13 protein-coding genes are annotated in these 16,353 nt (G+C 31.7%); 8 read left to right on the plus strand and 5 right to left on the minus strand.

Annotation, left to right across the window (positions count from 1 at the left end; translation table 11 throughout):
- Window positions 1-15: 15 nt before the first annotated feature.
- Window positions 16-228, plus strand: a complete 213-nt coding sequence (locus tag H1R17_RS13795; RefSeq protein ID WP_163430707.1) for a hypothetical protein — start codon at window positions 16-18, stop codon at window positions 226-228.
- A gap of 54 nt (window positions 229-282) precedes the next feature.
- On the opposite strand, the gene H1R17_RS13800 is transcribed toward H1R17_RS13795, so the two are convergent.
- The 3 genes from H1R17_RS13800 to uvrA form a co-directional block, all read right to left on the minus strand.
- Entirely contained in the window at window positions 283-1,905 is a 1,623-nt protein-coding gene (locus H1R17_RS13800; RefSeq protein ID WP_163430705.1) for a S41 family peptidase, read from the minus strand.
- Window positions 1,906-1,942: 37 nt separating this feature from the next.
- Window positions 1,943-3,151 (minus strand): serine hydrolase, encoded by a 1,209-nt coding sequence (locus tag H1R17_RS13805; protein ID WP_240453307.1) that lies wholly within the window; start codon window positions 3,149-3,151, stop codon window positions 1,943-1,945.
- A gap of 96 nt (window positions 3,152-3,247) precedes the next feature.
- Complete coding sequence (uvrA, locus tag H1R17_RS13810) at window positions 3,248-6,049, minus strand: excinuclease ABC subunit UvrA (protein ID WP_163430702.1); 2,802 nt, start codon at window positions 6,047-6,049, stop codon at window positions 3,248-3,250.
- Window positions 6,050-6,247: 198 nt separating this feature from the next.
- Between uvrA and H1R17_RS13815 the strand changes: the two genes are divergently transcribed.
- A complete protein-coding gene (locus H1R17_RS13815) occupies window positions 6,248-6,832 on the plus strand; it encodes an RNA polymerase sigma factor (protein WP_163430701.1) in 585 nt (194 codons plus the stop codon).
- A 217-nt stretch (window positions 6,833-7,049) separates the two neighbouring features.
- Here H1R17_RS13815 and nth read toward each other — a convergent pair whose 3' ends face one another.
- Entirely contained in the window at window positions 7,050-7,709 is a 660-nt protein-coding gene (gene nth, locus H1R17_RS13820; RefSeq protein ID WP_163430699.1) for an endonuclease III, read from the minus strand.
- A 39-nt stretch (window positions 7,710-7,748) separates the two neighbouring features.
- Here nth and bcp point away from each other — a divergent pair, with 39 nt between their 5' ends.
- Window positions 7,749-8,201, plus strand: coding sequence for a thioredoxin-dependent thiol peroxidase (gene bcp, locus H1R17_RS13825; protein ID WP_163430697.1), 453 nt, complete (start codon window positions 7,749-7,751; stop codon window positions 8,199-8,201).
- A 46-nt stretch (window positions 8,202-8,247) separates the two neighbouring features.
- Here bcp and H1R17_RS13830 read toward each other — a convergent pair whose 3' ends face one another.
- Window positions 8,248-9,270 (minus strand): peptide-N-glycosidase F-related protein, encoded by a 1,023-nt coding sequence (locus H1R17_RS13830; protein WP_163430696.1) that lies wholly within the window; start codon window positions 9,268-9,270, stop codon window positions 8,248-8,250.
- A gap of 117 nt (window positions 9,271-9,387) precedes the next feature.
- Between H1R17_RS13830 and recG the strand changes: the two genes are divergently transcribed.
- From recG to H1R17_RS13855, 5 genes are all read left to right on the plus strand, one after another.
- Complete coding sequence (gene recG / locus H1R17_RS13835) at window positions 9,388-11,496, plus strand: ATP-dependent DNA helicase RecG (RefSeq protein WP_163430694.1); 2,109 nt, start codon at window positions 9,388-9,390, stop codon at window positions 11,494-11,496.
- A gap of 3 nt (window positions 11,497-11,499) precedes the next feature.
- The gene (locus H1R17_RS13840) at window positions 11,500-12,084 is read left to right on the plus strand and encodes a non-canonical purine NTP diphosphatase (protein ID WP_163430691.1); all 585 of its coding nucleotides are present in this window, start codon (window positions 11,500-11,502) and stop codon (window positions 12,082-12,084) included.
- Window positions 12,085-12,151: 67 nt separating this feature from the next.
- Complete coding sequence (locus H1R17_RS13845; protein ID WP_163430689.1) at window positions 12,152-13,987, plus strand: DEAD/DEAH box helicase; 1,836 nt, start codon at window positions 12,152-12,154, stop codon at window positions 13,985-13,987.
- Window positions 13,988-14,065: 78 nt separating this feature from the next.
- Window positions 14,066-14,782: a hypothetical protein gene (locus H1R17_RS13850; RefSeq protein ID WP_163430687.1), complete on the plus strand. Its 717-nt coding sequence runs from the start codon at window positions 14,066-14,068 to the stop codon at window positions 14,780-14,782.
- A 22-nt stretch (window positions 14,783-14,804) separates the two neighbouring features.
- Window positions 14,805-16,346: a M28 family peptidase gene (locus tag H1R17_RS13855; RefSeq protein ID WP_163430685.1), complete on the plus strand. Its 1,542-nt coding sequence runs from the start codon at window positions 14,805-14,807 to the stop codon at window positions 16,344-16,346.
- Window positions 16,347-16,353: the final 7 nt, after the last annotated feature.

The raw sequence follows: 16,353 nt of genomic DNA on the forward strand, positions 1-16,353 counted from the left end.
TAAAAATAATTAGAAATGGTATTTACAGAAAACTTTAGAAAATCAGACAATTTTAAAATTCATGGTCAAATTTTATTTATTTATGACGAAAAAGGACATGAATTAGAACTTTTTGTGGGCGAAGAAATTGAAGCAGCTAGATGGAGTGATGAAGGACGCTTGTTAGTTGTTTTAAAAAATGGAGGTATACGCTCTTACGAAAACGAAATAAAGTATATTCATATTTAAATAAACAAAGAGCCTAATTAGGCTCTTTGTTTATTTAAATAACGTTTTAAAAATTTAATTGTTCAACATTTTTTGTTGGTTAATATCTTGTAAAATCCAATTTAATTCAGGGTCAGTACCGTCAATAAATTCTTTAATAGTTGGTTTAATTTGTACATCTGGCTTCACTCCAAAACCTTCTTCGGTGGTTTGCTCAAAAGGTTTAATCGTCATTAAGCCAATACGAACTTTAAGTTTAGAATTTGGTAATTTTACCACAGGCATTATACCAGCAACAGTTCCGTTAAAAGTTCCACCCGTTTCATCTCCTACAAAGAAAGCTCTGTTTCTACCTTTTAAATGCGATGAAATTAAAGCTGCAGCTGAAAATGTCATTCCATCAGTAATTACGTATATTTTATTTTTATAATTTAACGACTTAGGTTCTTTATATTTAGACGATTGTAGAGGAAGTTTTAGAACATTGTTCTCATCTCTTTTGGCCGAAATTCCCCTAACAGTTGCATAAATACTTAAGAATGGCGCTGCAAATACTTTTTCAACAACGCTTCTTCCTTTAAAAGCATTAAAAAATGTGGTTCTATTGGTAATAGTAGCTGGTTGTGTAAAAGCAAATTTGCTATCATTTAAATACTGCGATAATCTATAAACATCATTAATTCTTCCACCAGGGTTTCCTCTTAAATCAATAATTAAGTTTTGAACATTGTTCTTTTTAAATTCAGAAAAAATAGTATCGTATACTTTTACTTTTCCTTCAACAAAGTCGCGGATTTTTAATACAGCAATAGTGCTATCTTGTGATACTGGATAACTTACTTCTTTTGAAAAAAGCTTTGTTTTGGCATCATAACCATACCATTCTTTTTTACGATATTCGCTTTTTTGTTTCTTATTTAAAGCTTCTTTTTTGAGCTTTTCTTCTTTTTTAGTAAGTTTCTGAATTGTATCTGTTTGAGTATTTTTAGACTCTTTTTCTTTGTTAAGAGTAACTTCTTTTCCTTTTTTAAACGTTCGCTTTAAAGTGTAGTAAAAAGCTGTGTCAGCACAAGTTACATTTAGTTTTACACTGTCAACAAAACCTAACTCGCTAATATAAAAGCTGTTTGCTCTACGTGCAAAAAATTTAGGAATTGCTGTTTGATTGTATCCATCAGATGTAAATGTTTTTCTGTATTTAGCATACAATTTTTGGGGTGAAAGACCATTAATATCAAGAATTTCTGTTCCTACTTGTAATAATGAGTCTTTATCAGATTTATTTCTTTTAATAAAAAGTCTGTTTTCTAGATACTCATACTCCAAATTCTCTAACGGATTGGTAGATTTTTTGTATTTCTTTTTTAAAGAATCTGGCGATGTTAACGAATACATACTCATGCTCATATGTCCTTGATGAAAAGATGCTACAACAGGACTTATCTTTAAGAAAAATTCATTTGGTGTTAAAGGCTGATTTAAGCTATTGGCTAAACTATCAAACTTTTTATCTAAATTTTCTTTCGAAATATACCAATATAAATCAGGATGCATTTTGGTAAGTTTCTTCTTAACATACGCAACATCTTTCTTTAAATTTTTAGGCTCTATCTTTTTATAGTAGTGTTTATTATGCTTATCGTGACTAGCACACGATAAAATGACCAATGATGTTAAAAAAAGTAGTATTTTTTTCATATAATATTCAAAAAAAAGCGACATGCGTCGCTTTGTATTAATCGTTAATTTCAATAAAAGGATAATTACCTAATCTAGGAGCCAACTCTTTTGTTTTATAAGCTAATTGCGAATTATGGTTGTTGAAGCAAATAATGGTAATAGTGTCTTTTCTTAAGGTTACATATGATGTTCTGTTACCACGCCACCATCCATTATGAAAGGTATACAAATTGCCTTCATTATTTTTAGGTTCAACCATTCTAATAGCCAAACCGTAATTATTAGCACCCGATCTTTCATAAGAATAACCTTTGTACATTTCATCCTTAAGCGTTTTACTAATAAAATTATCAGAGTATAAAGCTTTATCAAGCTTTAGCATGTCACGCGCTGTAGTATAAATATTTTTATCACCATACGTTCCATCCAAATAATCCCAATGCATTTTTGCATTATTAGCATGATAAGATTGTGTAATTTTATCTTTGTTTTCTAGATTATCTAACACAAAAGTATTGTTCATTTTTAAAGGATCTAAAACAAGTTCTTTCATAGCTTCTTGAAAAGATTTTTCTGTAATTTTCTCAACAATTAAAGCCAAAACAACATAATTAGTGTTAGAATAAGTAAATTTAGTATTGGGTTTAAAATCTAACTTGATATTTTTAGTTTCAAGTAACTCTAAAACATCTTTATTGGTGATTGTTTTTTTAGTGTCCCAAATATTATTTTTTGCTGTAAAATGACCATAATAAGGCAAACCAGAACGATGATTTAATAATAAACGAACTGTAATATCATCATAAGGAAAATCTGGTAAAATGGTATTTACTTTTTGATCTAAAGCTATTTTTTTGTTGTTGATTAAACGTAAAACAGTTACACCTGTAAAAACTTTACCAACCGATGCTACGTGCATTGGTGTTGAATCGTTTATTTTATCTTTTGTTTGATAATTTGAATATCCCTGATAATCTTCGTAAATAATCTCACCATTTTTAGCAACAAGAAACTGTCCCCAAAAACCACCTCTATTAATACGGTTGTGGTAAAAAGTTTCAACAATTTCTCTTGTTTCTAATTTATATTTTGGTGATACAGGATTAAATTTTACATCAAAAGAATTTGGATCTGCTTCAGGTATTATACTTTCTTTCTTTAAAAGCTCGCTTCTTTTTCTTACAACTTGCGCAATATCAAAGTTTTTATCACAAGATGTCATTACCAACCCTAATAAAATTAGGGGTAAATATATATTTTTCATTATTTAGTTAACTAGAATAGCAAATATAAGCGATTTGATAAATTTTAAAAGTTAATTTCTATAAAAATAAAAGCTAGTAAATACTAGCTTTTATTTTTATAGTTTTTCTTTTAAATAAAAACCAGTAATTGATTTTTTATTTTTTACGATTTCTTCTGGTGTTCCTATGGCAACAACTGTTCCGCCATTTTTACCACCATCAGGACCAATGTCAATAACATAATCGGCACATTTAACCATGTCTAAATTGTGTTCAATAACAATAATAGAATGTCCTTTTTCAATTAGCGCCTGAAAAGATTGTAATAATTTTTTAATATCGTTAAAATGCAATCCTGTAGTGGGTTCATCAAATATAAACAAGGCGCGTTCTTTTACGGCTCCTTTTCCTAAAAAAGTGGCTAATTTTACACGTTGTGCTTCTCCACCCGATAAAGTTGATGATGATTGCCCCAATGCTACATATCCCAAACCAACATCTTGCAAGGGCTGAATTTTTTGAGCAATTTTATCTTGCTTGTGTAAAGTAAAAAAGTCCATTGCTTGGTCTACTGTTAAGTTTAAAACATCGTAAATGTTTTTACCCTCAAACTGTACTTCTAAAATCTCTTTTTTAAATCGTTTGCCTTTACAAACTTCACATTCTAAATGTACATCGGCCATAAATTGCATTTCAATAGTTACCGTACCATCGCCTTTACAAACTTCGCATCGACCGCCTTCAACATTAAACGAAAAATGTTTTGGTTGATAATTTCTATTTTTAGACAATTTTTGTTTAGAAAATAAATCGCGAATATCATCATACGCTTTAATGTATGAGATAGGATTTGAACGAGAACTTTTACCAATTGGGTTTTGATCTACATATTCGATATGTTTTATATGCGAATAAGAGCCTGTTAATTCATTAAATTGTCCCACTTTTTCACTAACGCCTGTTAATTGTTTTTCTAATGCAGGATAAAGTATTTTTTTAACTAAGGTTGATTTTCCACTGCCCGAAACACCTGTTACCATAGTTAAGCAATCTAAAGGAAAAACAACATCTATGTTTTTTAAATTGTTTTCTCTAGCACCTTTAATTTCGACAAAGTTTTTAACAACACGTCGTTTTTTAGGAACCTCAATTGACAAAGTGCCACTTAAATATTTACCTGTTAAGGTATCTGCCTTTAAAATTTCGTTATAAGTGCCTTGCGCTACTAATTCTCCGCCTAAAACACCTGCTTCTGGACCAATATCTATAATTTCGTCAGCAGCTTTCATAACATCTTCATCGTGTTCAACAACAATGACGGTATTTCCTAAATTTCGCAGGTTTTTTAAAACTTCAATTAGTTTTTCAGAGTCTCTGGAATGCAAACCAATACTTGGTTCGTCTAAAATATACATCGACCCAACCAAACTACTACCTAAAGAGGTAGCCAGATTAATACGCTGCGATTCACCACCAGAAAGTGTAGACGATTTACGGTTAATGGTTAAATAATCTAAACCAACATCGCTTAAAAACTGCAAACGATTGTTAATTTCAAGCAATAAACGCTTGGCTACTTTTTCTTCAAATTCATTTAGTGTAATTTGTTTAAAGAAATCACGCAGTTCATTAATTGGTAAATCAACTAAATCAGAAATTGTTTTTGCATCAATTTTAACATAATTAGCCTCGGCACGTAAGCGTTTTCCTTGACATGCGGCACATTTTGTTTTTCCTCGGTAACGAGATAATAAAACTCTATTTTGAATTTTGTAATTGTTTTCTTCTAATTCTTTAAAGAAATCATTTAATCCGATAAAATGCGTATTTCCTTCCCAAATTAATTGTTTTTGGTCATTACTAAGCTCAAAATAAGGCTTGTGAATAGGGAAATTAAATTTATGTGAATTGTTAACCAATTGATCGCGATACCACGACATACTTTCGCCACGCCAAGGATAGATTGCGTTTTCATAAACCGATAAAGCGGTGTTTGGTACCACTAAATCTTCATCAATTCCTATTGTGGTTCCAAAACCATCGCATTTAGGACAAGCACCGTATGGGTTGTTAAAACTGAATAAATGAATGTTAGGTTCTAAAAACGTAATTCCGTCTAATTCAAATTTATTATTAAATTCTAACTGATTTCCTGTACCTAATTCATAAAGATATAAAACGCCTTTTCCTTCAAAAAAAGCAGTATCTACAGCATCTGATAATCGATTGTAAAAATCTTCATCGTGGCGAACCACCAAACGATCAATAATTAATTGAATATCTTTTGTTGCGATTTTTTTCGACGAAAATTCATCAATAAAATCATCAATTCTTTTGGTTTCGTTTTTATAAAATAATCGGGCAAAACCTTGCTGCAACGCTATTTTTAATTGATCAATAACCGTTCTACCATCTAAATCATATAAAGGTGCCAACAACAACCATTTTGATTCTTCTTCAAAAGTTTTTACAGCATCAATAACATCAGTTACTGTGTGTTTTTTTACTTCGTTACCAGAAATAGGCGAAAAAGTTTTGCCAATACGCGCGTACAACAATTTAAGATAATCGTAAATTTCTGTAGAAGTACCAACGGTTGACCGTGCATTTGTAGTGTTTACTTTTTGCTCAATTGCCACAGCAGGAGCGATACCTTTAATATATTCAACTTTAGGTTTATTAATTCTGCCTAAAAACTGACGAGCGTATGAAGATAAACTTTCAACATAACGGCGCTGACCTTCGGCATATAGTGTATCAAAAGCCAAACTTGATTTACCAGAGCCCGATAAACCAGTGATTACAACCATTTTATTGCGAGGAATAACAACATCTAAATTTTTTAAATTATGAAGATGCGCCCCTTTTATGATGATATTTTGCTTAGGATTGATTTTAGAAAAATCTATTTTTTTCATTTTTTATAAAATAACTACAAATTTACAAATTATTAAATGAAGATTATTGAAATGAAAAACATAAAAAAGCGTTATTTAACAATAAAATTTCTTTAAGTTTTTTTTAAGAAAGTTTTTTTTATATATTTGTTTTACAAACTTTAAACAAAAGCCTATTAAACATCTGTACTTATAGTAAAAACCTAAAAAATAAGTAAGATGGCAAAAGAAACTTTGCCAGATGCAGTATTAGTAAGTGAATACGCTTCTGGAAATGAGTGGGCTTTAGCGCAATTAATAGAGCGCCATAAATCTCGGATATACAGTTTTATATTTTCTAAAATAAAAGATAGAGATTTATCTGATGATATTTTTCAAGAAACTTTTATTAAGGTAATAAATACCATTAAAAAACAAAATTATAACGAAGAAGGCAAATTTTTACCTTGGGTAATGCGCATTTCTCATAACTTAATTATTGATCACTTTAGAAAACAAAACAAAGTCACTTTTCAACGCGATCACGAAGAATTTTCTATTTTTAGTAGAATTTTGGATACTGGTTTAAATATTGAAAATCAATTGATTTCAAATCAAATTGAAGATGATTTGCATTGTTTAATTGCAAAACTACCTCAAGATCAGCAAGAAATAATTCGTTTACGTCTTTATGATGATTTAAGTTTTAAAGAAATTGCAGAAATGAATAATATAAGTATTAATACCGCTTTAGGTAGAATGCGCTATGCCATTATAAATTTGCGTAAAATGATTGATAAAAAGCAAATTATTTTAAACGACTAACAATATTATACACAATGTTGCGTTATCATTATAAATAAAAAATTATATGATAAAAAATTACAAAAGCAACAACAAAAAACAATCACCCTTAATGCCAAAAAATAGTACAATACAATTTATTCTTAACTATTCAAAAAGTACTAAGGCTGTACAAAAGGGAAAATTTAATTTCATAACTTTTCAAAACTAAAAAGGAACTTTAAAAAGTTCCTTTTTTTTATTGTTTGTTGTTTTTAAGTAAATCGGCAATCATTTTCTTTGTTCCAATGGTTTTAGTAATGATGTCTTTTTCTAATTTCCATCCTCTTGCAGGTGAATATTCTCGACCATACCACACCATTTGCAAATGCAATTTGTTCCATTTATCTTCAGGAAACAATAATTTAGCATCTTTTTCGGTTTGTTCTACGCTTTTGCCCGAACTTAAATTCCATCGATACATAATTCTATGAATGTGTGTATCTACAGGAAAAGCGGGAATATCAAAAGCTTGCGCCATAACTACTGATGCTGTTTTGTGACCAACAGCCGGAAAAGATTCTAATGCTTGTATATTGGCAGGAACTTCGCCATTATATTGCTCAATTAACATTTTACTTAATCCGTAAATTCCTTTCGATTTCATAGGAGATAAGCCACATGGACGAATAATATCTGCAATTTCTTCAATGGATAATTTAACCATATCATACGGATTATCAGCCATAGCAAATAATTTTGGTGTAATTTGATTTACACGAACATCGGTACATTGCGCAGAAAGCAAAACGGCTATTAATAAGGTATACGGATCTTTATGATCTAAAGGAATAGGCACATCAGGATACAACATTTCTAAAGTATCAATTACATATTGCGCTTTTTGTTTTTTGGTCATTTTATTATTAGATTGTAGCTTTACAAAAATAACGAAATTATGACAACATTAAAAATTGGTGATAAAGCTCCTTTTTTTGAAGGAGTAGATCAAAACGGAAATATGATTAAACTATCTGATTATAAAGGCAAAAAAGTAGTCTTGTTTTTTTATCCCAAAGCATCTACTCCAGGATGTACGGCAGAAGCTTGTGATTTGCAAAATAATATAGATCGTTTTTTAACAAATAATTACCAAGTAATAGGTGTTAGTGCCGATTCGCAAAAAAGACAACTTAATTTTGCTTTCAAAAATAATTTACAATACCCATTGATTGCTGATGAAGATAAAACAGTTATTAATGCGTATGGTGTATGGGGACCTAAGAAATTTATGGGAAGAGAATTTGATGGTATTCACAGAACAACTTTTATTATTGATGAAAAAGGTGTGATTGAAAATATCATTGAAAAGGTAAAAACCAAAGAACATACAAACCAAATTTTAAAATAAAAAAGGCTTTCAAAACTGAAAGCCTTTTTTGTTATCTGAAAAACAATTACAAACTAATTGCTGTATTACTTTTAACTACCATAAAAGTTGAAATAGCGTAAAATGCATTATTATCTTTAACATCATCACGTACCCAATCTTCAAACTTATATTCAAAATTAACAGTGCTTCCGAATAGATTTTTAGAGATATTATCAAAACGAGCTGGTACTACCATTCCAGGACACCAACCTGCTCTATCTGGTTTCCAATTTCCTGGAGCTTGATTGTTAACAGGATTTTGTGCACAACTCATTCCTTTTAATTCATGTGCATAAGTTTGCGTACCATTTATATTAATGTGATGTGTTCTATAACACCACTCTGCACAAGGACGATTTCCTTCTTTATCGTTTGGAGTAGCATGTCCCCATCCCGAAATAATGGTTCTAAAATAAGCTACCTCTGCATTACTTGGTATTTTTACAGACTGCGTTAAATCAAATACATTGGTATCAAAAGAAGTTCCATAAGGCACACCATCTATAGACGATTTATTGTATTGAAAAACAGGGATTACCGCAGAATATTTAAAGTCAGGAGTTCCTTTTTCAAAATCAAACTCTACACTGTACTTTCTTCCTTTTGCATTCCAAGTTTCTGTATAAATTTTAAGTTCGGTTTTACCACTTAAAAGTGATTTAAAATCGGTAACATCAATTTCATAACCGCGCTCTAATTTTTCATTACCCACCCAATAAGGATTAATAAAACGCCCCATTTCATAGAAAACACCTGTTGTTTTATCTTTCACATAAATATTTGCATATCTGTCCCATTCGTCACAATCTTTATTTGGACAAATATCTTTAATATACATTTTAACTGTTTTAATATTGTCTAAATTGTCAGGAAATGTAAATGTTCCTTCAGCACTTTGAGATAAGCCATCACCAAAAGCAACTTTTACATTATCAAACGTTTTTACGTTTATTACTTTAGAATCTGCTGGTTTATCATCTGTTGGTGCATCGTCTTTACAAGCAGTCATTGTAGCAATAAGCCCAAAGAATAATATAATTTTTTTCATAAGAAATAAAATAATTGTTAATTGCTTGTAAATATAAATTAATTTATGATTTAATAGGAATTTGATGTGCTAATTTTCAATTTCGCAAAATACTTTTAACTTTACAAAAAAGTAAAAATGCAGCAAAATATTTTAGACACTCCCATAGAATATCTTAAAGGCGTTGGACCGCAACGTGCTGCTGTGTTAAAAAAAGAGTTGCAAATTTTTACTTATAAAGATTTAATAAACTTTTATCCTTTTAAATATTTAGATCGAACAAAATACTATAAAATAGCAGAGTTATCTGCAAACATGAGTTCTGAAATTCAGCTTATTGGTAAAATAATTCATATTAAAACGGTTGAACAAAAACGAGGTAAGCGCTTAGTAGCTATTTTTACTGATGGCAGTACTCAAATGGAACTCATTTGGTTTCAAGGTATTAAATGGATTCAAGAAAGTATTAAATTAAACGAACCCTATGTTGTTTTTGGAAAGATTAATCATTTTAATGGAACCTTTTCAATGCCTCATCCTGAAATGGAAACTGTTGAGGAACATCAAAAAAGTTTAAAATCTGCCATGCAGGCGGTTTATCCTTCAACTGAAAATCTTCAGAAAAAAAACATTTCCAACAAAAGTATTAATAAAATGATGCAACAGGTTTTTATAGAAACACATCATTTATTTAAAGAAGTTTTTCCCGAAAATTTAATCAACGAATTGCGATTATTACCTAAAAACGAATCGTTTTTTAATATCCATTTTCCAAAAAATGCCGAACTTTTAAGTAGAGCACAATTTCGATTAAAGTTTGAAGAATTGTTCTTCATTCAAATGCAGTTATTATCAAAAAACTTAGTAAGAAAGCACAAAATAAAAGGCTTCGCTTTTGAAAACGTTGGCGACTATTTCAATAATTTTTATCATAACCATTTGCCTTTTCCATTAACTAATGCGCAAAAACGTGTTATTAAGGAAATTAGAACCGATATGGCGCACGAAGCGCAAATGAATCGTTTATTACAAGGTGATGTTGGTGCGGGTAAAACTATAGTAGGCTTTATGAGTATGTTATTGGCTTTAGATAACGGTTTTCAGGCTTGCTTAATGGCGCCGACAGAGATTTTGGCAAATCAACATTTTATTGGTATTAAAGAAATGGCTGATAAAATAGGTGTTAAAGTGGCGCTTTTAACAGGATCAACCAAAACCAAAGAGCGTACGTTAATTCATGAAGAACTTGAAAACGGAACCACTCATATAGTTATAGGTACACACGCCTTGTTAGAAGATAAAGTGAAATTTAAAAATTTAGGTTTATCTATTATTGATGAGCAACATCGTTTTGGTGTAGAACAGCGATCAAAAATGTGGAAAAAAAACAGTTTACCTCCTCACGTTTTAGTAATGACCGCCACCCCTATTCCAAGAACGTTAGCTATGAGTTTGTATGGTGATTTGGATGTTTCGATAATCGATGAATTACCACCGGGTAGAAAACCCATACAAACCTTGCATTTTTTTGAAAGCAAACGTTTGCAAGTTTGGCATTTTGTAAAACAAGAAATTGCCAAAGGTCGTCAGGTATATATTGTTTTTCCGTTGATACAAGAAAGTGAAAAACTTGATTATAAAAATTTAATGGAAGGATATGAGGCTGTTTCACGTGATTTCCCTTTTCCTGAATATCGAGTAAGCGTGGTTCACGGTCAAATGCCCGCGAAAGACAAAGACGGCGAAATGGAAAAATTCGTTAAAGGCGATACACACATCATGATTGCAACAACGGTAATTGAAGTTGGTGTAAACGTACCTAATGCTTCAGTAATGATTATTGAAAGTGCCGAACGTTTTGGATTAAGTCAGCTGCATCAATTACGCGGACGTGTTGGACGTGGTGCCGAGCAAAGTTATTGCATTTTAATGACAGGTAATAAGTTAAGTACCGATACCAAAGTTAGAATGGATGCAATGTGCCGTACAAATGATGGTTTTGAAATATCTGAAATCGATTTAAAATTGCGAGGACCTGGCGATATTATGGGCACACAACAAAGTGGTGTTTTAAATTTACAAATTGCCGATTTAGTTAAAGATCAAGACATTCTAAAATTAGCTCGTGTAAAAGCCATCGAAATTTTAAAAGAAGATATTAATTTAGAAAAACCAGAACATCAAGCCTTAAAATACGTTTTTGAACTATTAGCAAGAAAAAATAATATTTGGAATTATATCAGTTAAAAAATGAAGATCATATTTGCATCAAACAATAAAAATAAAGTACAAGAAATTCAAAATCAAGTACCAAAATCCATTCAAATAGTTACTTTAGAAGAGATAGGTTGTACTGAAGATATCGAAGAAACCGCAACTACCATTGAAGGAAATGCTATTATTAAAGCCAATTATATTACCGAAAAATACGGCTTGCCTTGTTTTGCAGATGATACAGGGTTAGAAATTGAAGCATTGAATGGCGAGCCTGGTGTGTATTCGGCACGATATGCAGGTGAAGATAAAAACGCCGATAAGAACATGGATTTGGTTTTAGAAAAATTAAGTACATCAACAAACCGAAATGCGCAATTCAAAACCGTAATCGCATTAAACATTGATAATCAACAGATTTTATTTACTGGAATTGTTGAAGGTAAAATTAGAAATGAAAAAACTGGAACTAATGGTTTTGGTTACGATCCTATTTTTGAACCCGAAAATTTAGGAAAAACATTCGCTGAAATGACAATGGAAGAAAAGAATAAAATGAGTCACAGAGGAAGAGCTGTAGAACAGCTTGTTATCTTTTTATCAAAAATTGAAAATAAATAGCTAATATACAAAACAAATTCTAATATTCGTAAAAAATAACGTACCTTTGCAGATATTTTAAAATTATATGAATAAATTCCAAGAATTAGGATTAAATGAATTGTTATTAAAAGCAATTCAGGACTTAGGTTTTGAAAACCCTTCAGAGGTTCAGGAAAAAGCTATTCCCTTATTGTTGCAACAAGATACTGATATTGTTGCACTGGCGCAAACGGGTACTGGGAAAACAGCTGCTTTCGGGTTTCCTCTGATTCAAAAAATTGATCCAGAGAACAGAAGCACACAGGCATTAATCCTATCGCCTACCAGAGAATTGTGTTTACAAATCACCAATGAAATTAAGCAATATTCTAAGTATGTAAGGGGCTTACATACAGTTGCGGTTTATGGTGGAGCTAGCATTACAGAGCAAGCAAAAGATGTAAAGCGTGGAGCGCAAATTATTGTGGCTACACCAGGACGTATGCAGGATATGATTAACAGAAATCTTGTTAACATTAAAAACATACAAATTTGTGTATTAGATGAGGCAGATGAAATGTTAAACATGGGATTCTATGAAGACATTACTTCTATTTTATCAGATACACCAGATGAAAAACAAACTTGGTTATTCTCTGCAACAATGCCACAAGAGGTATCTAGAATTGCAAAAGAATTTATGAAGCGTCCGCAAGAAATTACGGTGGGGCATAAAAACCAAGGATCAACAACTGTTTCTCACGAATATTATTTAGTTGGTGCTCGTGATCGTTACCCAGCTTTAAAGCGTTTAGCAGATATGAATCCTGATATTTTCTCGGTTATTTTCTGTAGAACCAAACGTGATACACAAGCAGTTGCTGAAAAATTAATTGAAGATGGTTACAATGCTGCTGCATTACACGGCGATCTATCGCAAGCACAACGCGATGGTGTAATGAAAGCATTCCGTGGTCGTCAAATTCAAATGTTAGTAGCTACAGACGTTGCTGCTCGTGGAATTGACGTTGATGATATTACACACGTAATTAATTATCAATTACCTGATGAAGTTGAAACGTACAACCACCGTTCTGGTCGTACAGGTCGTGCAGGTAAAACAGGAACATCTATTGTAATTGTTACCAAGTCTGAATACAAAAAAATTCAGATGATTGAGCGTATCATCAAAACTAAATTCGAACATAAATCAATTCCAACAGGAATGGAAATTTGTGAAGTGCAATTAATTCACTTGGCAAATAAAGTTAAAGGAGTTGAGGTTGATGCTGAAATTGACAAATATTTACCTAAAATTGAAGAATTATTAGGCGATTTATCAAAAGAAGAGTTAATCAAAAAAATGTTTTCGGTAGAATTTAATCGTTTCATTGAATACTACAAAAAACAAAACACGATGGATTCGCCTAAAGCTCGTGAAAAAGGTGAAGCAACTGTTAATTCTGATGGATCGGTTCGTTATTTCTTAAACTTAGGTTCTCGCGATAACTTTGACTGGATGAGTTTAAAAGATTTCTTACGTGAAACGTTAGATTTAGGTAGAGATGATTTGTTTAAGGTTGATGTAAAAGAAGGTTTCTCTTTCTTTAATACCGATGCTGCTCATAGCGAACGTATTATGGAAATTTTAAACAATATGAACCACGAAGGTCGCCAAGTAAATGTTGAGATTTCTACAAGTGGTGGTGGATCATCATCTAGAAGAGATCACAACGGACGTGGAAGATCTGGTGGTGGTTTTAGAGGAGAACGTAGTGGAGGTTTCCGTGGCGAACGCTCTTCAGACAGAAGATCATCAGGTGGTGGAGATCGTTTTAACGACCGTAAAACAGAAAGTAGATTTGGACGTAACCGCGACGAAAATCGCCCAAGAAACGAAAGAAGTTCTACTCGAGGCGATCGCCCAAGACGTTCAAACTAACATTCTTGTTAATTTTTACAAAATAAGCATATAAAACTGCAAAATATCTTTTAATTTTGGTTTATTACTAAAAACATTATGAGACATTTTGCAGTTTTACTTTTTCTTCTATCTTCTTTCGTTTCCTTTTCTCAAGAAAAAAATGTGAAAGGAGTTGTATATAGCGAACTATCCTACACTCCTGAAGGAAAAGTTAGTGTTATTAATCTTTCCAATTTAAAGGCTTCTAAAACCTCAGACGATGGTACTTTCACCATTTTAGCTAAGGTAAATGACACATTGCATATCTCTGCAGATGGCTTTAGAGCATTGAAAATCAAGGTTACCAATGATTGGTTTAAAGAAAATGTTGTAAAAATTTACATTAAAGATACCTCAACTGTTTTAGACGAAGTAGTTATTAACACTTTAAAACTGACAGGTATTTTAGCTGTTGATACCAAGCTAATTGCTTTGGCCGATTATCCTTATTACCGTGATCTATCTTCAACAGGTTATTCAGTTGCTTACAATACAGGTTTAAATCCCATTAACGGAATTTACAATGCTATAAAACGCAACAATAAAGATCGAAAAAAGATTGAAACCATTCGAAAGGAAGTAGAATTGATTGAAATAATGAAAACAAAATTTGATCGTGAAACTGTTTCAGCTTTGTTAAATATAAGCAAAGAAGAAATTGTTAAGGTTCTACAACGTTGTAATCAATCAGAACGATTTATTTATACTGCAAACGATTATCAAATTTTTAACGCAGTAAACGAATGTTACGAAAGTTATAAATTGGCACAATAACTTCTAAGAAATAGTGAATTCTATGAAAAACAGAAAATTTTTAATTGTATCACTAATTCTATTTTTAAGTACAATTACAACTAAAGCTCAATCATTTCAAGAAAACAAACAAAATATCTATTCAAAAATTTCAGATGAAGTTTCATCTAATAACGAATTAGAACAATTGGCTTCAGAATTATTAGATGAAATTGGTCCTCGGTTAGTAGGTTCTCCAGAAATGGAAAAGGCACATCATTGGGTGATTTCCAAATACAAAAATTGGAATATAAATGCAGAAAATATTCCATATGGTGAATGGAAATCTTGGCAACGAGGTACCACTCAAGTTGAAATGACGTACCCGCGTATCAAATCTATTGATGGTATGCAATTGGCTTGGAATGTAAATAAGGCTGTAGAAGCTGAAGTAGTAATAATGCCTATTTTTAAATCAAAACAAGAATTCGAAACTTGGTCAAACTCTGTTAAAGGTAAAATTGTTTTAATTTCTCAGTACATCTCTTCAGGCAGGCCAGAAAATCAATGGAAAGAAAACGCTACCGAAGAAGATTTTGCTAAATATAAACAGCAAAAAGCAGATGAACTAACCGCTTGGAATAACAGTATCAAGACAACTGGTAAAACCTTGCGTGAAATCGTGGAATATCTAGAAACAAAAAATACTGCTGGTTTTATACAATCGTTTTTTACAGGAACTATGGGTAGCAACCGTATTTTTTACAGTTTTGCCAAAAACACTCCAATGGTTGATGTAAGCTTAGAAGATTACGGCTTGTTGTATCGTTTAGCGCAAAACAATAAAGCGCCTAAAGTTAAAATTAATACACAATCTAAGAATTTAGGCACTACAAAAACCTATAATACCATAGCTGTAATTCCTGGTAAAACTAAGCCTAATGAATATGTGATGCTTTCAGCACATTTAGATTCTTGGGATGGTGCTCAAGGAGCAACTGATAATGGAACAGGAACCATTTTAATGATGGAAGTTGCCCGCTTAATTCAGAAATATGCTCCAAATAACGACAGGACCATTGTAATTGGACATTGGGGAAGTGAAGAACAAGGTTTAAATGGATCGCGTGCCTATATAATGGATCATCCGACTGAAGTTCAAAAAATAAAAGTCCTATTTAATCAAGACAGTGGCACGGGTAGAATTAATTATATTGGTGGACAAGGTTTTACTAAATCTTATGATTATTTAGGAAACTGGTTGCAAAATGTACCCGAAAATATCCGTAAACACATTAAAACTGAATTTCCAGGAATGCCACAAGGTGGCGGAACCGACAATGCATCGTTTATAGCAGCAGGTATTCCAGCTTTTAACTTAAGTACCCAAAATTGGGATTATGGTCAATACACATGGCATACCAACCGCGATACCTACGATAAGATTGTTTTTGAAGAATTAGAAAAAAATGTAATTACAACCACAATTCTGGCATTAGAAGCAGCCAACGACCCCAACGAAATTTCAAACGAAAAACGAACTTTACCTAAAGATATTGAATGGCCAACTGTAAAAGAGCCAAAACGAAATTCTAAAGATTATTAAAACAAAA

The sequence above is a fragment of the Flavobacterium sp. xlx-214 genome (genome assembly GCF_013874595.1).
Classification (GTDB): domain Bacteria; phylum Bacteroidota; class Bacteroidia; order Flavobacteriales; family Flavobacteriaceae; genus Flavobacterium.